This is a genomic window from Hathewaya limosa (genome assembly GCF_030815255.1).
GTDB lineage: Bacteria > Bacillota > Clostridia > Clostridiales > Clostridiaceae > Hathewaya > Hathewaya limosa.
Genome location: NZ_JAUSWN010000018.1, coordinates 45043 through 64616, shown reverse-complemented (window position 1 = coordinate 64616; position 19574 = coordinate 45043). Strand labels below are relative to the sequence as shown.

The window sequence follows — 19574 nt, the reverse complement described above, 5'->3', positions numbered from 1 at the left end:
TTAATAAAACATTCTCTCACAAAATTAATAGATAATATTCTATTTTCGTGGCAAAAGTGGCTAAGTGGATAATTATAACTAAAAAACTATAAACCTCCATAAGCTATCGCTATTTAGATAAGTCTGCCTTTTATTCTTGGAATATTATTCTAGTAAATATTAATCTAGGAAATTAGTTATAAAAACTAAGCATAGTATAATTGTCAATAGAAATACTTTCTAAAAATTAAACACTAGTGATTGATTTTTATATTTAATAAATTGCAATATAGTATAGAATCATAATTTAAAAATGAATATTAAATATTTTAAATTCAAAGACTACCTAAGGTAAGGAAAATTTCTTTTAATAAAGGGGTGCTTTTATGAAGTACTATATAGATTTAATTCTTATCTTGGTTAGTTTTATTTGGGGGTTAAAACCCATAGTTATGAAGTATAGTTTAAATTCTGTAAGTGTATCGGAATATAATGTATTACGTTTTATATTTGCAACTATATCGTCATGGGCATTTTTAATTGCTAGGAAGGAACACAAAAAGGTAAAAAAAGAAGATTATAAAAGAATCATTATCATATCATTGTTAGGCTTTTTTATATTTCAATGGCTTTATGGTGTTGGAATTTCTAAAACAACTGCAGGTAATGCGTCTATTATCATGGGAACCTTACCTATATTAGTTTTAGTAATTAACTATTTATATGGTAAAGAAAGAATAAAACCTAAGGCTTTATTATCCATAATAATATCTTTTATAGGAACAATACTTGTAATCTTTTCACCAGGCAACATTAGCTTTTCAAGAGAAGGCTTAATGGGTGGAATATATGTTTTTATATCGGCTTTGGCATATGCAATTTATATGGTGTTTTCAAAACCATTAAGTAAAAGATATAAACCAAGTCAAATAATTACATATGCAATAACTATTACAACTATGATGATGATCATAGTAGCTGGTTTTAAAATTAATTTAAAAATTATAGATTTAAAATTATTTCTTAGTTTATTATATACAGGAGTCATATCTATGTTCTTAGCTAACTATTTATGGACATGGGCCTTACAAAAAAGTAGCAGTACCACTAGAGTAGCCATATATAATAATTTAAATCCGGTTTTTACTGTACTTCTAGCATATGTTTTTTTGGGAGAAAAGATAACTATATACACAGTGATAGGTATTATAGCAATATTAAGCGGATTAATTTTAAAGTAATATAAATAAAGGTAATGGGGAATATTCACATTACCTTTTTTTTATTTTTAATGTATAATTTAAGAAGATAAAAGGGGATAACTTTATAAGAAGAGGAAGGTGAATTTATGGACTCAGTAAGTTCTATACCTTTAGGAGTTTCAATTATTACCCGAGGACTTGAAAACTTCATGGACTTTTTTATTAATAATAATTATGAAAATATAAAAAGGCTAATAGCAGCTGTTATAATATTTTTTGTATTATTGTTATTTAGAAGGTTCTTAACTAATCATGTATTTACTTTGTTTAAAAAAATTATAAATAAAGTAAAACCTAGTACAACAATAAGGTTTATACCATGTTTTGAGCAACCCTTTAACATGATGTTTGTAGTCTTTGGTATATACTTTGCTTTAACCATATTAGGAAAAAATTATTTTATAAATGTATCGCTAATTACTAAAATTTTTAGAAGTATTTTAATTATGCTAATTACATGGGGATTTTATAACCTAAGTGAAGAATTAGCAGTATTGTCAGATGGCATGAAAGAAAGATTAGGGTTAAATGTTGATAAAATTTTATTTCCTTTTATATCAAAATGCCTAAGAGTGATTTTAATTGCATTAGCCATAACTATAATTTTAGCTGAATGGAACATTAATATTCAGATGTTTGTAACAGGATTAGGTCTTGGTGGATTGGCATTTTCATTGGCTGCTAAGGATGCGGCATCAAATGTTATTGCAGGATTTATATTAATTATGGATAAACCTTTTAATATAGGTGATTGGATTTCAACAGGTTCTATTGAAGGTATTGTGGAAGATTTATCTTTTAGAAGTACAAAAATAAGGACATTTACACAAGAGATTATTACCGTACCAAATTCAAGTTTAGCTAACTCTGCAATTACAAACTTTACAAAACGAGATAAACGTAAATGTAATTTTGTTATATCTATAGCCTATGAAACGTCTAGAGAAAAAATTGAGAAATGTATTTATAGGATTGAAGAGATGATAAAAGGGCATGAACAAATTTGTGATGAAGGTATTGTTATAGCATTACAAAATTTAAATGATAGCGGATTGGATATAGGAATATATTATTTTACTAAAATTACTGATTTTAAAACATTTTTAAAGATAAAAGAAGAAGTAAATTTAAATATAATGGATATCTTAGAAGAAGAGGGAGTAGATATACCATATCCGACTAATACTGTTTATTTAAATGATATTTCAAAAAAAGAGGATGTTATTGAAAACGATTCTTCACTTGAAGACATAGGATAAAGTTTTTTATAATAATCGTATAACTTAATAAAGATAAATAAAAAAATTTACTTAAGAGAGTTTTAAATTTAGTTCTATTTAATTTTGGAGGATTTTAAATAAATGCTACTTTTAAAGGTTTTTGAAATTATAGGTACTATTGCTTTTGCAATTTCGGGGGCATTAGTAGGTATGCAAAAGAAACTAGATTTATTTGGGGTTACTTTCTTAGGTATAATAACCGCTGTAGGTGGAGGGATTTTCAGAGATATTATACTTGGAAATACTCCACCTACAGCCTTTGTTAAGCCTAATTATTGTTTTATTAGTATAATAACATCCATAAGTATATTTTATTTGTATCCTAGGATTGCAAGAAAACATAAAAAATACACTAATAAAAATGTAGATCAATTAGAAGTGATAAATAAGTATACAAACATGACCAAGGATCAAGTTTTAAGATTAATTAATAAACAAAATCAAATGATTACATTAAAAAGGATAATATTAATATCTGATGCCATTGGACTTGCTACATTTACTGCTGTTGGTTCAAATTTAGCATTTTATAATGTAAAGAGTAATTTGTTTTTGGTAGTTTGTATGGGACTTGTAACAGGGGTTGGAGGAGGTATTTTAAGAGATACATTTGTTCAGGATACACCTTTAATTTTTAGAAAAGAAATTTATGCTGTAGCGTCTATAATTGGAGGAATTTCATTTTATGTTTGCAAGGTAAATAAGTTAAATTATATGATTGCTTTTTATTTATGCTTTACATTAACATTTGTATCAAGGATGATAGCTATGAAATTAAATTTAAATCTTCCTAAATTTAATTCAGATAAATATAAAATAAGGCTATAGTATAAAACATAAGAAAACTTTCTAATGCAAATTTAATTATATAAACAAAAAGGATAGAAATTTAAATTCTATCCTTTTTGTTTGAAGAAAAATAACAACAATATATAGGAAGAGATGATAAAATAAATGGGAGCAGGATAATTAAAGTATAAATAGGGATAATAAGGATAAATATATTGTGGAAACGAGGTGTATAAATGATATTATTAGCAAAAGAATTAATAAACAATCTAGGATATATAATATTAATTGTTTTTATAATAACTCGTTTGGATAGCTTTAAAAAAATAATGCAAAGACAGAATTTAAGATTATTAGATAAAATAATTTTATCTTTAATTTTTAGTGGATTTGGAATTTTAGGCACGTATATAGGTACAGAGGTAAATGGAGCAATAGCTAATACAAGAATAATTGGAGTTGTAACAGGAGGGATATTATGTGGGCCGTTTGTTGGAATATTATCAGGGATAATAGCAGGAACACATAGATTATTAATTAACTTTGGAACAGCTACAGCGTTACCATGTGCCATAACTACAGTAATGGTGGGGGTAATTAGTTCAATAATATATTCTAAAGAAACCATGCATAAAAAATGGATATGTGGATTTGGTTTAGGAATAACAATGCAGACTATAGAAGTTACTTTAATATTTATTATGACAAAACCAAACCATATTGCTATAAGTATAATTAGGGATATTTATATACCTATGAGTTTAACTAATGCCATAGGAATTTCTCTTTTGATTGTACTAGTTCAAAGTATAATAAAAGAAGAAGATAAAATAGCAGGAAATGAAGCACAGATAGCTTTAGAAATAGCCAATAAAACTCTACCTTATTTTAGAGATATAAATGAAAATTCTATACAACATATTTGTAATATTATAAAAGAGTCTGTTAAAGCAGATGCAGTAGCAATTACTGATGATGAAAAAATTTTAGCACATGTTGGTATAGGGCAAGATCACCATATAAATGGTATGAAAATAAAAACAAATGCTACTAAACATGTAATAAATACGGGGGAAATTTTAGCCATTACAAATAAAGTAGAAATTGATTGTCCATGTGAAAATTGTCCCTTGAAATCAGCAATAATAGTTCCCTTAAGGGAGAATGAACAAGTCATAGGATGCCTAAAAATTTATTATAAACAGGAAGATGCAATAACTACGAGAACTAAAAATCTTGCTATAGGATTATCACAGATTATATCAACTCAATTTGAAATTAGTAAATTAGAGAAATTAAAGGAAATGGCTAATAAGGCAGAAATTAAAGCTTTACAAGCGCAAATAAATCCTCATTTCTTATTTAATGCATTAAATACTATAGCTTCTTTTGTAAGGTTTAATCCGTCAAGAGCAAGAGAACTTATCATAGATTTAGCTACTTATTTAAGATATAATTTAGAGGTAGGAGATACACCTGTAGATATACATAAAGAGTTAGAACAGGTAAAAGCGTATATACAAATAGAAAAGGCTAGATTTGGTGACAAGTTAAATATTATTTATGATATAGACGAGGGAATAGATATAAAGATACCTAGTTTAATAATACAACCTTTAGTAGAAAATTCCATTAAACACGGGATTTTAGAAGGTGATGGGAGAGGTAATGTTAAGGTTCAAATAAGGAAAAATCCTAAAGAAAAGAATATAGATGTTGTTGTAGAAGATGATGGAATAGGAATTTCTGAAGATATAATAAAAATGATTTACGAAGGAAAAATGAAAGAAAATAAGATAGGGTTAATAAATGTGCATCATAGGCTTTTAAATATATATGGAAAAGGACTCAATATAGAAAGATTAACTCACGGTACTAGAATTCAATTTACAATTTAGGAGGCTAGGAAATGAAATGCGTTATTATTGATGATGAATTACCAGCAAGAGAAGAATTAAAATATTTTATAAATAATTTTGGTAATATAAAGATTACTGGGGAATTTGATAATGCTACAGAAGCCCTAAAGTATATTGAAAATCAGCAAATTGATGTAGTGTTTTTAGATATTAATATGCCTAAATTAGATGGAATGACATTTGGAAAATTACTAAAAAAGATAAATAAAAATGTAATAATTATATTTATAACAGCATATAGGCAATATGCCGTAGAAGCATTTGAATTAGAGGCATTTGATTATCTATTAAAACCTTATTCAGAGGAAAGAATTATAAATACTTTAAATAAGCTTTCAAAAATAGAAATAAAGGAATCATGTTCTTTAAAAAATAATCTTAATAAAATTACACTGTGGAGAGCCGGAAAAATGAAGGTTATAAGTATTTCTGATATTTGTTTTTGTGAGGCTATGGAGAGGGAAACATATGTATACACAGAAACTGATGAGTATGTATGTAACATAAGTATATCGGAAATGTATAAAAAACTTGAAGAAGAGAATTTTTTTAAGAGTCATAGATCTTATATAGTAAATTTAAATAAAATAATAGAAATTACTCCATGGTTTAATAGTACATATATGATTAAGGTTAGAGGCAGAAAAGAGGATATACCTGTTAGTAGAAATAATACAATTAAATTCAAGCAGATTATGGGTATATAAAAGCACTTCATGTGCTTTTTTTGTTATTTCATGTAGTAATTCGATGGTATGAATAAATTATTAATATAATATGAATATAAAGAAATTATATATAAACTAATTAGTAAGGGGAGGTAGTTCTATGATATCTTTTATTGTTGCATTAGTTGCACTTATTGTGGGATATGTTATTTATGGTGCAATAGTAGAAAAAATTTTTGGTGCAGATTCAAGTAAAGAAACTCCAGCTATACGTTTAGAAGATGGCGTAGATTTTGTACCTATGCCTATGTGGAAAATATTTTTAATACAATTTTTAAATATAGCAGGGCTAGGTCCTATATTTGGAGCTATTTTAGGAGCTTTATGGGGGCCATCGTCATTCCTATGGATAGTATTTGGAAGTATTTTTGCAGGTGGAGTCCATGATTATTTTTCTGGAATGCTTTCTGTTAAACATGATGGAGCTAGTATTCCTGAAATAGTGGGTAACTACCTTGGAAATGGTTTCAGACAATTTATGAGGGTGTTTTCTATAATACTTTTGATATTATTAGGAGTTGTATTTATAACTGGACCAGCAGGATTACTTGAAAGCATTACTCCAGCAGTATTTACTAAAACATTTTGGATATATGCTATCTTTTTATATTACCTATTAGCGACTATGGTACCAATTGATAAACTTATCGGTAAGATTTATCCTATCTTTGGTATATGTTTATTACTAATGGCTGTAGGGGTAAGTGGAGGCATAATATTAAAAGGATATAAGATACCAGAAATAACTTTACAAAACTTACACCCAGATGGATTACCAATATGGCCAATGATGTTTATAACTATTGCCTGTGGTGCAATTTCAGGATTTCATTCAACTCAATCACCACTTATGGCTAGATGTATAACTAATGAAAAACAAGGAAGAAAAGTATTCTATGGTTCAATGATAGCTGAAGGAATAGTTGCTTTAATTTGGGCAGCAGCAGCTATGGCTTTCTTTGGAAGTACAGGAGAACTTCAAAGACAGATGTCTGCACATGGTGGACAAGCATGGGTAGTTAATGAGATATCTACTTCGCTACTTGGAAAAGTAGGGGGAGTACTTGCCATACTTGGAGTTGTAGCATGTCCTGTAACTTCAGGAGATACAGCTTTTAGAAGTGCCAGATTAACAATATCAGATTTTTTACATTATAAACAAGATAAAATAATAAATAGATTATTTATAAGTGTTCCATTATTTGTAGTAGCATTCGTATTAACAAAAGTTGATTTTAATATAATATGGAGATATTTTGCTTGGTCTAATCAGACACTAGCTACAGTTGTTTTATGGACAACAGCAATGTTTTTAGCGAAAAATAAAAAGATACATTGGATTGCTACAATCCCAGCTACGTTTATGACAGCGGTAACAACAACATATATATTAGTAGCTAAAGAAGGATTTAAGCTTAATTCACAAATAGGTTATCCAATTGGGATAGTATTCGCGATAATAAGTTTTGTAATTTTTATGTTGGTAATAAGTAAAAATAAAAAATGTAAAGTAGAAGCTTAATAATGATGTAGGTTTTATAAAAATTTATACTGATAATAGTATAAATAATAAAATACAATAAATAAAAAATAGTCCATTTATAATTTGTGTATAAATGGACTATTTTTTACTTTAAATAGGAACAACAACTTTTACTTTGTGTGGAATTATTTCAAACTCTACTTTATTTATTCTTTCAAGTTCACCATCAGCATTAAGTATGAAATCGTCTTCGCTTTCAACAGTAATTTTTTTACCTTTAAAAAATTTTACTTCCTCTGCAGAAATATGGTTACCCTTTAGGGCTTTAGGTAAAACATGAAGTAGCCTGGATAGGCTTGCGTTACTTACCATACATACGTCTAAAAAACCATCCTCAATATTTGCATGAGGAACAATAGGTATACCCCCTCCATAGCATTTGCCATTAGATGCAGCCAATAGTAGGTTTTCTTGTATAAATTCTTGACCATCTATGTTTATATCCATATTAAGTGCTTTGAAGATAAATGGGGTATAGAATAGACTTAAAATATAGGCAAGTCCACTAGGAATAAATTTTGATTTTTTAAAATGTCGAGCATTATATATAACTTCTGAATCGAATCCTACAGAAGAGATATTTATGAAGTATCTTCCGTTAGCTTTTGCAAGGTCTATATATTTTTCATAACCCATTATCGTGTGTTGTAAAATATCTGTATGTAATTTGTAATCTGGGATTAGGGTACGTGCAAAATCGTTACCAGTGCCGCAAGGAATTACAGCCAGAGAGCTATTACTATCTACTAGGCCATTAAGAACTTCATTAACAGTTCCATCACCGCCAATGGCATATACTCTATAATCATTCTTTTGTACATATTTTCGTACTAAATCAATAGCATGTCCCTTTTTCTCTGTTATTTCTATTATGTAATTATCATCATTAAATTTGAATAATTCATGTATTTTACTTATATATGATAATGACTTACCTTTACCTGCTACGGGATTAACAACAAATAAATGTTTCATAATTTCACCACCACTAGAAATGATAATTGATTAAATTATATACCTTTACTAAAAAATTGTAAAAATAAATTGTAAATATAATTATATATAAAAGGTGTAATTCATAATATTAATATACATTCATAACTTTGTTGATATATATGATTAGAAGATGTGATAATATGTATAATTATTTTTGTTATTTCAAAAATAGTTAAAGAGAGTATTTTATTTAAAATAAAGTTATCCACAAAAATTGTTAATAAATATGTTGATAACTTTAGAAAAATTGTGATAAACATGTTAATATATGTGTAAAAACCGTTTATAATAAAAAAAACTATCTTTTTTAAGATAGCTTTTTTTATTATGGAATAAAGAATAAAATAAAAAAGGTAATTGCAGCGATATGGGCATATTGGTAACTGCAATTACCTTACAAGGTTTTAGCTAATGATATTATAATATAATTTTTTTTGAAATGGGGTTACAAGATGTTTACAAAGTTAACTATCTTAGATTGTCTTGAGTATAATAAACTATACCTATAGCCCCAGGTCCTACATGTAATCCTATAACAGGTCCAATATCACATATAGAAATATTTATATCAATATGTTCTTTTATAAGTTTTACTAGTTCTTCTGCCTCATTATAACAATTTATATGATGAACCAGTATTTCTCCTAATCCATAATTCTCTATATCACTTAACATTTTATCAACCATAGTTTTAATAGCTTTACCCTTAGTTCTAACTTTTGTTAACACACTAGTTTTACCATTTTCTACTGTTAATATAGGAATTATTTTTAGGAAGTTTCCAATTAAGGCACTTGCCCCACCGATTCTTCCACCTTTTTTTAAATATTCAAGGTTATCTGGGATAAATAAGAATCTACTCTTTTTAATGTTACTTTCTATAATTTCTGTTATCTCTTGTATAGATTTACCTTCTTTTGCTGCTCGAGCACCAACTAATGCAGCAAAACCTAATTGCATAGAATTAGATCTAGAATCTATTATTTCAATTTTAGCATTTGGATTTTCATCTAAAATCATATTTTTAACCATATGTGCGGTTGCATATGTACCACTCATTTCAGATGATATAAGTACACAAACAATACTGTCACCATTATCTATTATTTTTTTCATTTTATCATAAATCTCACCAACAGAAGGTTGAGAGGAAATAGGTATGCCTTTTTTATCCATCTTATTATAGAAAGATCCATTATCTATATCAGTTTCTTTAAAATTTTCATCGTCAAAGGCAACATTTAAGCAAATTACTTCTATATCTAATTCTTTTTTTATATTTTCTTGTAAGTAACTTGTACTATCTGTTAAAATTTTTACTGCCATATCGCAATTTCTCCATTTTTTATTATTTATATATGTATTATAACATATAATATAAATTAAATTCTGAAAAAACAGGAGTGAGATAAAGAACTTTATGTAAATAAATTTTAAAATTGTATACATTATAAACATAAATTTCCATATATATTAAGTTTAATTAAGCAATGAACATAATGAAATTTACTTACTATAAAAATAAAAGTTATCCTATTTTTAAAGGATAACTTTTATTTTTATATATAGTTTATATTAACTTAGAAATTAAAGAGATTCTCTGTAAATAGTACTTACAAGTTCTTTAGTTGCCTTTGCAGGTGAACAACTAAGTAGTAAATCTAAGCTAGGAGTATTAAAAGCAAGATCTGTTAATTCATTAACTTGACCTTCGTTAAATCCTAAAGTTGTTAGTGTATCTGTTACACCAACTTCGTGTAACCAAGCTTTTAATCCATCACAAGCTTTTTGAGCTTCAGATTTTTCACCTTTTAGATCTTTAACTATAGGAGATAATACTGATGCTAATACTTCAGGTCTTTCTTTATAAGTGTATTTAACAACTGAAGGAACTAAAACTGCTAGTCCTAATCCATGAGTTAAATCAGATTTAACAGCACTTAATGGATGTTCAAGTGCATGAGTTAAATGTAATAATGTATTATCAAAAGCTATACCAGCTATTAATGATGCATAAGTTAAATAATATCTAGCCTCTAAATTTGAACCATCCTCTATGGCAATTGGAAGATATTTTGCAATTAATCTTACAGTTTCTTCCGCAAGTAATATAGAATAAGGATTTGCAACTGTAGAAGTAGCGGCTTCAATAACATGATTCATGGCATCTATTGAAGTATACATTGTTTGGTATTTTGATAGCCCAGTCATTAATCCAGGATCATCGATTGAATAAAGTGGATAAGATAGATCATAAGCAAGACAAGGCTTATATTTCTTTTCAAGTAAACTAATAACTGCAAATCTATCTCCTTCAGTTCCTGTACCATGAGTTGTGTTTATAGCTATTACAGGAAGTGCCTTATCAGGAGTAAATTCATATTGGACTAACTCAGCACAGGTTTTATTACCATACTGAGTCATTATAGCAACTCCTTTGGAGGCATCAATAACACTTCCTCCACCAATAGCTATAATAGCTTGAGCACCTAAATCACATGCAAGTTTAGTTGCTTCATCAACATGTGTTGTTGTTGGATTGGCAGTTATTTTACTGTATAATTCATACTTTATATTAGATTCATTTAAAGCCTTTTCTACATAATCCCATGCGCCTGTTCTTTTAAAAGAAGATGTTCCTGTTATTACTAAAATTTTAGAAATACCTTTTTTACTTAATTCTTTAGTAATGTCAAATATCTTTTTGATAGCACCAACACCTAAGTAAATAGTTGACTTTCCTCTAATTTCAGCAATTTCATTTATTGAAATAGTTTTTTCCCACATATTAAATACCTCCCCAAAATTATTTCACAATATGTTGTAATTTTTAGTTAATTTATAAAGAAGTTAATTTTCATTTGTTAATAGTTTAACACCGATTTGTTAAAAAAGCAACAAATTAAATGAAACTTTATAAAATTATTTGTATATAAAATGTTAATTAAAAAACAATATTATAATAAATCTGATTGTTGAGGGGTAATGCTAAATCCAACATGAGAGCAATAAGATTGAATAGTTTTGACGTACCATTTGCTAGCTCGAGGATCTATAAATATATTTTCTATAAAGTCGAAAGGATTAAGTGTTATAGATATACTTTTAGGTATAGAGTCAATTTTATCTGGTTTTACATAAGTAATCAGACGAACCTCCTTCTCATGTTGAAAGGCTTTTCTCTTTAGTAAACCATGATAAAAAGTTTTTTCAGGGCCTTTTAAAGTATCTAGTTTTTGTAATGCTCTTTCTAAGTTATCATAGTATATTACAGGAGATAACATAGCCGCATCAATTTGTTTTATTGAAAGAAATTTATTAACTGAACTTTGAATTAAAATACCTTCCTTTCCCTTAGCGTAAATTTTCCAAAGTGCATCAGATATACCTTCAAGGCTCCAGCATTGACCATATAAGTTATTACTAAATTCTATAGGCATTTTATGTTTTGCTGGTAATTCCCATATATCTTCCCAAGCATTCAGGTTTGAGAGATATGTTGTTTTGGTTTCTACAAATTCTAAAAAACAACTTAAAGATAGATATCTGTAAAGTTTAGTATTAGAACCTAAATTTTTAGATATAATAAATGTTTCATTACTATAATTCATATGTTCACCCGCTTCTAAATATAACTTTAGTTAAAATTAAATCTATGTTTATAATGTATCCTAAATTAGTGAAAAATATATTTAATATATTACATAATAGGATGTTTTAAGATTAGGTATAAAAAATACAATAAAAATAATAATAATACAGAAGAAATATAAAAACTTCACACAATGATAAAAAAATAACAAGGAACTATTGCAAAAAAAAATGAATATGATATTATAAGAAAAGATAGTTAATTATTTAACGAAATAGAGGGTGAAATTTAATGAGTACTGTTAAAGAAAATATTAATACCTTAGTAAAAAAAGCTAGAGTTGCTTATGAAAAATTTTTAAAACTAGATCAAGAAACTGTAGATGACATAGTTAAAAATATGACTGAAGAAGCTTTAGATGCTCATAGAAAGTTAGCTAAAATGGCTGTGGAAGAAACCGGAATGGGTGTGTATGAAGACAAAATAACTAAAAATATATTTGCTTCAGAGTACGTATATAATGATATTAGAAATCTAAAAACTGTTGGGATAATTTCAGAAAATAATGAAGAAGGTTATATAGAAGTCGCCGAACCAATAGGTGTTATAGCAGGTGTAACACCAACAACTAACCCAACTTCAACTACTATATTTAAATGTTTAATTGCGATGAAAACAAGAAATCCTATAATTTTTAGTTTTCACCCAAGAGCACAAAAGTGTAGTATAGAAGCAGCTCGTATTGTTAGGGACGCTGCTATTAGTTCAGGAGCACCAGAGGATTGTATACAATGGATAGAGCATCCTTCTATAGAAGCATCAAAGGAGTTAATGTTTCATGAAGGTGTTGATATTGTTCTTGCAACAGGCGGACCAGGAATGGTTAAAAGTGCATATTCAACAGGTAAGCCAGCACTAGGAGTAGGTTCAGGAAATGTACCTTGTTATATAGAAAAAACAGCAAAAGTTAAAACTGCTGTACATGATCTAATTATGAGTAAGACTTTTGATAACGGAACTATTTGTGCATCAGAACAAGGCGTAATTTTAGATAAAGAAATAGCTGATGAAGCCATACAATTAATGAAAGACAATCATTGTTATTTCTTAAATGATGAAGAAATGATGAAAGTAGAAGCCTTTGCTATAGATAAAGAAAGAAATTCAATGAATCCAGCTATAGTTGGCCAAAGTGCATTTAAGATTGCAGAAATGTCCGGAATAAAGGTACCTAAGGATGCTAAAATATTAGTAGCCAAATTAGATGGAATCGGTCCTAATTACCCATTATCAAGGGAAAAATTAAGTCCTATATTATCATTATTTATAGGAAAAAATACAGAGGATAGTATTAATATCTGTGAAAAAATGATTGAATTTGGAGGACTTGGACATTCGGCCGTAATTCACTCAAATGATAATAATGTTGTAGAAAAATTTGCAGTTAGACTAAAGGCTGGAAGAATTATTGTAAATTCACCTTCATCACAAGGTGCTATAGGTAATATTTATAACTATACTAATCCATCTTTAACTTTAGGTTGTGGAACAATGGGTAAAAATTCAACAACTCAAAATGTTGGGGTATTAAATCTTATAAACACTAAAAAAGTTACAAAGAGGAGAGTTAATATGCAATGGTTTAGAGTTCCTGAAAGAATTTATTTTGAGGTTGGATCACTTAGATATCTAGAAGAGATAGGTCCTAAAAAGGTATTTATAGTAACAGATAGAGCTATGGATAAATTCGGATATGTTAATAAAATAATGTACCATCTAAATAAAGCAGGAGCTCATGTGAATATATTCTTAGATGTAGAACCAGATCCATCTATAGAGACAGTTATGAAAGGTACAGAAGAAATTAGAGCCTTTGAACCAGATGTTATTATAGCACTAGGTGGAGGTTCAGCAATGGATGCTGCTAAGGGAATGTGGCTTTTCTATGAATACCCAGATGTAGATTTTAAAAAATTAAGGCTAAGATTTATGGATATTAGAAAGAGAGCTGTTAAATTTCCTAAAATGGGTAGAAAGGCTAAGATGGTAGCGATACCAACAACTTCAGGAACAGGATCTGAGGTAACATCTTTTGCAGTAATTACAGATAAAAAGAACAACATTAAGTATCCATTAGCGGATTATGAGTTAACTCCAAATGTAGCGATTCTTGACCCAGAATTAGTTATGACTGTTCCAAAGTCAGTAACAGCAGATACAGGATTAGACGTATTAACACATGCTATAGAAGCGTATGTATCTGTAATGGCAACGGATTATACTGATGCATTAGCATTGGGAGCAATAGAAATGGTATTTAAATATTTACCAAGGGCTTATAAAAATGGCTTAGATGAAGAGGCAAGAGAAAAAATGCATAATGCTTCATGTATGGCAGGTATGGCGTTTACAAATGCCTTTTTAGGAGTAAATCATAGTATAGCTCATAAGCTTGGATCAGCATTCCATATACCTCATGGAAGAGCAAATGCCATTTTATTACCTTATGTTATCGAATATAATGGAGTTCAACATCCTTCTAAGTTTACTATATTCCCTAAATATGATTACTATAAAGCACCAGAGAAGTATCAAAGAATAGCTAAACTTTTAGAATTGCCATGTGCAACACCAGAAGAAGGTGTTAAGAGTCTTGCTAATGCAGTAAGAAATCTTATGAAAGAAATAAATCAATTAAATAGTTTATCAGCGTGTGGAGTTACTAAAGAAGAATTTGAAGATAAACTAGATAAAATTGCAGATGAGGCTTTTGAGGATCAATGCACAATAGTAAATCCAAGACAGCCTTCTATAGAAGAAATAAAGGAAATACTAAGGAAAGCATTTTAAATTAAAGTAACTTTTAGATAAAGAGAGTGGATTAAGAGAAATTTTATCCATTCTCTTTTGTTTTCAATAAAATATCATTTTGGTATAAAAATTAAGGAATATTTACATTATTTTTTCATAATATCTTACAGGGGATAAAATAATTTTTACTGTTAAGTTAATAATTATTTTATATTTTTAATTAGGATTAATTTAGACGTCTAATTAATTTTTTAATGAATCCATTATTTAATAGTAATTAAAAGGTTAAGTTTTATTAAGAAACATAAAAAAATAGTTATTTTACTTTTAAAAGTTAAAAGATATTTTTTCTTGTAGATAATATTGTTTCTGACGAGTTTATTAGAGCGATAAGAGTTATATCTTTAAACTTAATAAAATAGGAAATTAAGTGTGGAGGAAAAAGTATGAATGATGAAAAAAGAAGTAAGTTCAATAGCTGGATGTTTATTATAGCTTATGCATTTTTGGGTATCTTAAGTGGGGTTACTTTAGATACAATGGTAACGTTTTTAGATGCATCACAAGTTACCAAAGGAATAGCTGCAAGTATGTCAATTATTATGGGTGTTGGTTTTTGTGGTGGTGCAGCATTATTATTATTGGTTCCTAAATTGGGATATAAAAAGATTTTAATGATGTCACCAATAGCTTTTATTGTAGGAATACTAGCATTAACTAGAAGTAAATCTGTAATTATAGTTGCTATTGCAGCATCAGTAGTTATGATAGGTGTTTGCATGTTTGATGCAATTTTATCTCCGTATTTAAGTTGTTATACAGAGGAAAAAAATAGAGAAAAAGTATTTTCTACAACATTGTGGACAAACATAGTAGGTATGATTATTGGAACTTGGTCTGGTGGTAAATTAATAGCATATAGATTTGCTTCTAGACTAGGAATAAAATATACACTAGCTAAGGAGTTAACAGAAAAAGTAGAACAGTTTGATCCTGTTAAAATACAAGCATACGTAGGGGCTCATAGAGATGCATTACTAATATACACTATCGTAGCAGCTATTAGTTTAATTCCAATAATCTTTATTAAACAATTACCAAGCGATTATAAAGAAGTTAAAAAAGAAAAGAAAGAAGCTTTAAATTGGAATGCCTTTTTTAATAAATATATAATAATATTTATAGTCTTCTCATTTTTGATAAGACTTGGAGCAGCCTTAATTACTCCTTATTTTTCAATATTTTTAAGTAGACTGGGGATAGATAGAGCAACAATATCATCACTTATTTCTTATCAATATCTTGCTATGGTTGGTTTTATAATTGTTTCACCATGGATTGTTAAAAAGATAGGAAGAGTTACAACATTAGGTGGTTTGGCTTTATTCTCTATACCATTTATGCTAATTATTGCAAATGGTCAAGCGTTTGGTTCATATATGATATTTGCCGTTGGTATAAGTCTGTTCCTAAGATCAGGTTTTATGAATGCATCCCAACCAGTTCAACAAGCATTGCCAATGGAATTTGTTAGTAAAGAAGCAAGACCAGCTTATAATGCGGTAATATATATAGCGCAAGCGGCAGCTCAATTTATCGCTGGATTTGTGGGTAAGGAGTTTATATTCAAATTACCTAATGGATATGGAAAGGCATATTATGTTACAGCTGTTATATATATAATAGCATCAGTAATGTTAATGGTAGTATATACTAAGAAGTATAATAGACCAAATGAAAGTAGGCAGGAAAATAGTAACGTAGTAAAATAAAATTTGCAGTATGAATAACATAAATAATGATAAGTTTATTAACAAAAGATATATAATTTGTAAAAATACAAATTATATAAATCTAATAAAAGACTATTGGGTTTTATCCAATAGTCTTTTATTAGAGATTTTTATTGTAAAAAACCTAAATAAATTATTTAATAAGTTGATATAAAATCTTATTATCTAAAAGATAGTACATAGTATTAATTTAAGACACTATCAAAAGAATCGATTTTCCACTTACCATCTTCTAATTTTAAAGTTACATCCCCTTTATATTTATTCCAAGAAGGTATTTCGGCGTTACATTTTGCTACAATGGTATCTTTAGTACAACTTATATTTATAATACTAGTGTAATTGTAATATGATTTTAGCCCTGCTTGACCTATTAAAAAATATGGTTCATCATCTATATTCTTATAGAACCTAGAATTTTCAAGATTATTTATATAATTTTTAGTAAAATATTCATTAAGTTTAGATTCAAAGTCTTTTATAGTAGCATAAGGAGATTTAATTCTTCCATAGTCCCATGATTCACCTTCCTCATTTTTAACAGGAACAATTTTACAATTGGAATCTATACTTTTTTTATTTATATCAAGTAAAAGTTTATTAGCATCATTACACATAGAGATTAAAAAATTATATTTATCATAATTATTTTTTACTATTTTTTTTGTATTAGATTGTGTTGCCATAACTTTTTTTTGTTTTGTAGTGTTTAATATATTTTTCTTTTGAATTTTATTAGATTTCATTACTTTTTTATTTACAGAATGTTTTACATCAGGTTGAGTTTTATTAATGCTATTTGAAACATTAGTTTTTGAGGATGTTACATTATTAGATTGATCTTTAATAATTTTTTTATTAGAGCTATCATCTTTTTTTACATTTTCAGCAATTATATTTTTTTCTTGATCTTTTTTTAAGGACAATTCAACCTTAGAAGGTTGTTTTTCAATCTTAGTTTTCTTAAAACCTTCTTTAGCTAAGATTGGAACTGTAGAAGAACATATAATTAATACAGTTAAAAGAATTATTACTTTATTCTTTTTCATAAAATACCATCTCCTAATAATAAATAATAATAATGTAGTATGATTCCTACACTTGTATTATATGCCTTGTACACATAAATGAAAGTGGTTGTAACTACATTGTAATTAATTGTAACCATGATGTAACATTTCAAAATTTATATAAGGATTATAGTTGTATATATGAGATAATACATTAAAAACAATTATTGAAATTATTAACTTATTTCATAAATTTATACATATATTAAAAAATAAAAATAGATAGATAAATTAACCATATTTATCTATCTATTTTTGTTTTTATACGATTGTATCTAAGTGGTGACCTAGATTGGGGTCAACTGCCATAGTTTCCATCATTTGAATCATATCTGCCCCGCCTTGTTTGTTGGTGTCCATTACCATTCTCATTAAGCTTAATGAAACAGCATCCTGAGTTTTTTGTTGGCTCATAGACATTGAAACTGCACCTATATCCATTGTATCATCTCCTATTTAAATTTTTAGGTAGTATATTAGATAATAAACCCATTAAACTATATATCGTTTATGATTATATATAGTTTAAAATACGTATATTTTTATTCTTTGAAATGTTTTTGATTGCTTAGAATGGTAGTTAATTATATATAAACAAACCTAATAGTATATAATATTACTAAATGAGATTATTTATGTAGCAGAGTTTTTGGAGGATATAGATATGATAGATAAGTTAACAGCAGAAGAGAGAATGAAGAAATTAATATTAGGAGAAAAAATAGATAGGATTCCTGTTATACCACATATGGAAGCATATGCAGCTCAAATTTGTAATTTAAGTGCTAGAGAATACTATTTAAATCCTGAAAAAGCTTTTAAGGCACAAATATGGGCAAAGAATTTACATAATCATGATGGAGGAATAGGATATGGACTTCCAGAAGCTTTTACCATGGATTTTGGAGGAGAGGTTGAATTTCCTACAACACCTAAGTTTAGTTTACCTAAAGTATCAAAACGTCCTATTTTATCAGTACAAGAAATAAAAAACATTAAGATACCTAATATAGAATTTGCAGAAGGAGCATCAAGAATTTTAAAATTTAATAAAATTTGTTATGAAAATGGGCTGGGGGTAGGAATAAGTGCGGGTTCACCAATGAATATAGTACAATGTATAATTGGAACAGATACATTATTAAGATGGTTTATTAAAGAGCCTAATGCAGTACATGAATTACTTAAGATAGCTACAGAATATATAATATATACGGGTAAATATTATATAAATGAATTTGGAAAAGGCAATGTATCTGCAGGTATGTCATTTCCCATGGAGTGTAATGCAATAATGTCACCTAAGACTTTTGAAAAATTTAGTGTTCCATGCATTAAGAAAATTCTTAATGTATATAAGGAGTTAGGAATTAAAATAGGATCTATTCATCTATGTGGAAATCATAAGAGAAATTTAAAGTACTGGAAAAATGAAATTAAGCTAGAAAAGAGAACTTTAATAACAACAGGATATGAAATGGATTTAAAAGACCTAGCAGATTATTTTGGAGAGGATTATATAATAGGTGGAAATGTGAAAAATACTACATTACAGATGGGAACTCCAGATGAAGTATATGAGGAATCAAGACAAATTATAGAAAAAATGAAATTTAATAAAGGAGGATTTGTTTTAACTCCCGATTGTACACTAATGACCACAACACCTGCGGCTAACCTTTATGCAATGATTAAAGCAGCTAGAGATTTTGGAAGTTATGATTAAAGTTAAACTAGGTTTAGGTTACTATATATTATAATTAATATAATAAGTTAATAATTGAATTATTATGGAGTTAAGTATAAAAAGTT

15 protein-coding genes are annotated in these 19574 nt (G+C 27.9%); 9 read left to right on the top strand and 6 right to left on the bottom strand.

All coding sequences use genetic code 11. The features are described 5' to 3' along the window. The first annotated feature begins 365 nt into the window (after positions 1-365). The 6 genes from QOZ93_RS10685 to QOZ93_RS10660 all read left to right on the top strand — a co-directional run bounded on the left by QOZ93_RS10685 (position 366) and on the right by QOZ93_RS10660 (position 7479). The gene (locus QOZ93_RS10685; protein WP_111940113.1) at positions 366-1220 is read left to right on the top strand and encodes a DMT family transporter; all 855 of its coding nucleotides are present in this window, start codon (positions 366-368) and stop codon (positions 1218-1220) included. A 107-nt stretch (positions 1221-1327) separates the two neighbouring features. Beyond that, positions 1328-2500: a mechanosensitive ion channel family protein gene (locus QOZ93_RS10680; RefSeq protein ID WP_307356373.1), complete on the top strand. Its 1173-nt coding sequence runs from the start codon at positions 1328-1330 to the stop codon at positions 2498-2500. Between the two features lie 102 nt (positions 2501-2602). Next, entirely contained in the window at positions 2603-3349 is a 747-nt protein-coding gene (locus QOZ93_RS10675) for a trimeric intracellular cation channel family protein (protein WP_111940117.1), read from the top strand. 197 nt (positions 3350-3546) lie between these two features. Beyond that, entirely contained in the window at positions 3547-5208 is a 1662-nt protein-coding gene (locus QOZ93_RS10670) for a sensor histidine kinase (protein ID WP_307356371.1), read from the top strand. Positions 5209-5219: 11 nt separating this feature from the next. After that, positions 5220-5936, top strand: a complete 717-nt coding sequence (locus QOZ93_RS10665; RefSeq protein WP_307356369.1) for a LytR/AlgR family response regulator transcription factor — start codon at positions 5220-5222, stop codon at positions 5934-5936. 121 nt (positions 5937-6057) lie between these two features. After that, entirely contained in the window at positions 6058-7479 is a 1422-nt protein-coding gene (locus QOZ93_RS10660) for a carbon starvation CstA family protein (RefSeq protein ID WP_111940123.1), read from the top strand. Between the two features lie 111 nt (positions 7480-7590). Here the strand turns inward: QOZ93_RS10660 and QOZ93_RS10655 are convergent, their stop codons facing one another. The 4 genes from QOZ93_RS10655 to QOZ93_RS10640 all read right to left on the bottom strand — a co-directional run bounded on the left by QOZ93_RS10655 (position 7591) and on the right by QOZ93_RS10640 (position 12107). Then, positions 7591-8475 (bottom strand): diacylglycerol/lipid kinase family protein, encoded by an 885-nt coding sequence (locus QOZ93_RS10655; protein ID WP_307356366.1) that lies wholly within the window; start codon positions 8473-8475, stop codon positions 7591-7593. A gap of 489 nt (positions 8476-8964) precedes the next feature. Beyond that, entirely contained in the window at positions 8965-9822 is an 858-nt protein-coding gene (locus tag QOZ93_RS10650) for a DegV family protein (RefSeq protein WP_111940127.1), read from the bottom strand. Positions 9823-10083: 261 nt separating this feature from the next. Continuing rightward, complete coding sequence (locus tag QOZ93_RS10645) at positions 10084-11283, bottom strand: iron-containing alcohol dehydrogenase (RefSeq protein WP_307356364.1); 1200 nt, start codon at positions 11281-11283, stop codon at positions 10084-10086. Positions 11284-11453: 170 nt separating this feature from the next. After that, positions 11454-12107: a DUF2971 domain-containing protein gene (locus QOZ93_RS10640; RefSeq protein WP_111940131.1), complete on the bottom strand. Its 654-nt coding sequence runs from the start codon at positions 12105-12107 to the stop codon at positions 11454-11456. A 272-nt stretch (positions 12108-12379) separates the two neighbouring features. On the opposite strand from QOZ93_RS10640, the gene adhE reads away from it, so the two are divergent. Beyond that, a complete protein-coding gene (adhE, locus tag QOZ93_RS10635; RefSeq protein ID WP_307356361.1) occupies positions 12380-14938 on the top strand; it encodes a bifunctional acetaldehyde-CoA/alcohol dehydrogenase in 2559 nt (852 codons plus the stop codon). Between the two features lie 407 nt (positions 14939-15345). Beyond that, positions 15346-16671: an MFS transporter gene (locus QOZ93_RS10630; protein WP_307356358.1), complete on the top strand. Its 1326-nt coding sequence runs from the start codon at positions 15346-15348 to the stop codon at positions 16669-16671. 206 nt (positions 16672-16877) lie between these two features. Here QOZ93_RS10630 and QOZ93_RS10625 read toward each other — a convergent pair whose 3' ends face one another. Together QOZ93_RS10625 and QOZ93_RS10620 are read right to left on the bottom strand one after the other, a co-directional pair. Continuing rightward, positions 16878-17741 carry a DL-endopeptidase inhibitor IseA family protein gene (locus tag QOZ93_RS10625; RefSeq protein WP_307356357.1) on the bottom strand — a complete coding sequence of 288 codons (864 nt, stop codon included), beginning with the start codon at positions 17739-17741 and terminating at the stop codon, positions 16878-16880. A gap of 282 nt (positions 17742-18023) precedes the next feature. Further along, positions 18024-18203: a YjfB family protein gene (locus QOZ93_RS10620; protein WP_307356356.1), complete on the bottom strand. Its 180-nt coding sequence runs from the start codon at positions 18201-18203 to the stop codon at positions 18024-18026. A gap of 223 nt (positions 18204-18426) precedes the next feature. Between QOZ93_RS10620 and QOZ93_RS10615 the strand changes: the two genes are divergently transcribed. Beyond that, positions 18427-19488 (top strand): uroporphyrinogen decarboxylase family protein, encoded by a 1062-nt coding sequence (locus tag QOZ93_RS10615; protein ID WP_307356355.1) that lies wholly within the window; start codon positions 18427-18429, stop codon positions 19486-19488. The last annotated feature ends 86 nt before the right edge of the window (positions 19489-19574 follow it).

Bases quoted from the DNA above. Each gene is read 5' to 3' on its own strand.
- QOZ93_RS10685 (WP_111940113.1), top strand. From the start codon at position 366: ATGAAGTACTATATAGATTTAATTCTTATCTTGGTTAGTTTTATTTGG.
- QOZ93_RS10680 (WP_307356373.1), top strand. From the start codon at position 1,328: ATGGACTCAGTAAGTTCTATACCTTTAGGAGTTTCAATTATTACCCGA.
- QOZ93_RS10675 (WP_111940117.1), top strand. From the start codon at position 2,603: ATGCTACTTTTAAAGGTTTTTGAAATTATAGGTACTATTGCTTTTGCA.
- QOZ93_RS10670 (WP_307356371.1), top strand. From the start codon at position 3,547: ATGATATTATTAGCAAAAGAATTAATAAACAATCTAGGATATATAATA.
- QOZ93_RS10665 (WP_307356369.1), top strand. From the start codon at position 5,220: ATGAAATGCGTTATTATTGATGATGAATTACCAGCAAGAGAAGAATTA.
- QOZ93_RS10660 (WP_111940123.1), top strand. From the start codon at position 6,058: ATGATATCTTTTATTGTTGCATTAGTTGCACTTATTGTGGGATATGTT.
- QOZ93_RS10655 (WP_307356366.1), bottom strand. From the start codon at position 8,475: ATGAAACATTTATTTGTTGTTAATCCCGTAGCAGGTAAAGGTAAGTCA.
- QOZ93_RS10650 (WP_111940127.1), bottom strand. From the start codon at position 9,822: ATGGCAGTAAAAATTTTAACAGATAGTACAAGTTACTTACAAGAAAAT.
- QOZ93_RS10645 (WP_307356364.1), bottom strand. From the start codon at position 11,283: ATGTGGGAAAAAACTATTTCAATAAATGAAATTGCTGAAATTAGAGGA.
- QOZ93_RS10640 (WP_111940131.1), bottom strand. From the start codon at position 12,107: ATGAATTATAGTAATGAAACATTTATTATATCTAAAAATTTAGGTTCT.
- adhE (WP_307356361.1), top strand. From the start codon at position 12,380: ATGAGTACTGTTAAAGAAAATATTAATACCTTAGTAAAAAAAGCTAGA.
- QOZ93_RS10630 (WP_307356358.1), top strand. From the start codon at position 15,346: ATGAATGATGAAAAAAGAAGTAAGTTCAATAGCTGGATGTTTATTATA.
- QOZ93_RS10625 (WP_307356357.1), bottom strand. From the start codon at position 17,741: ATGAAAAAGAATAAAGTAATAATTCTTTTAACTGTATTAATTATATGT.
- QOZ93_RS10620 (WP_307356356.1), bottom strand. From the start codon at position 18,203: ATGGATATAGGTGCAGTTTCAATGTCTATGAGCCAACAAAAAACTCAG.
- QOZ93_RS10615 (WP_307356355.1), top strand. From the start codon at position 18,427: ATGATAGATAAGTTAACAGCAGAAGAGAGAATGAAGAAATTAATATTA.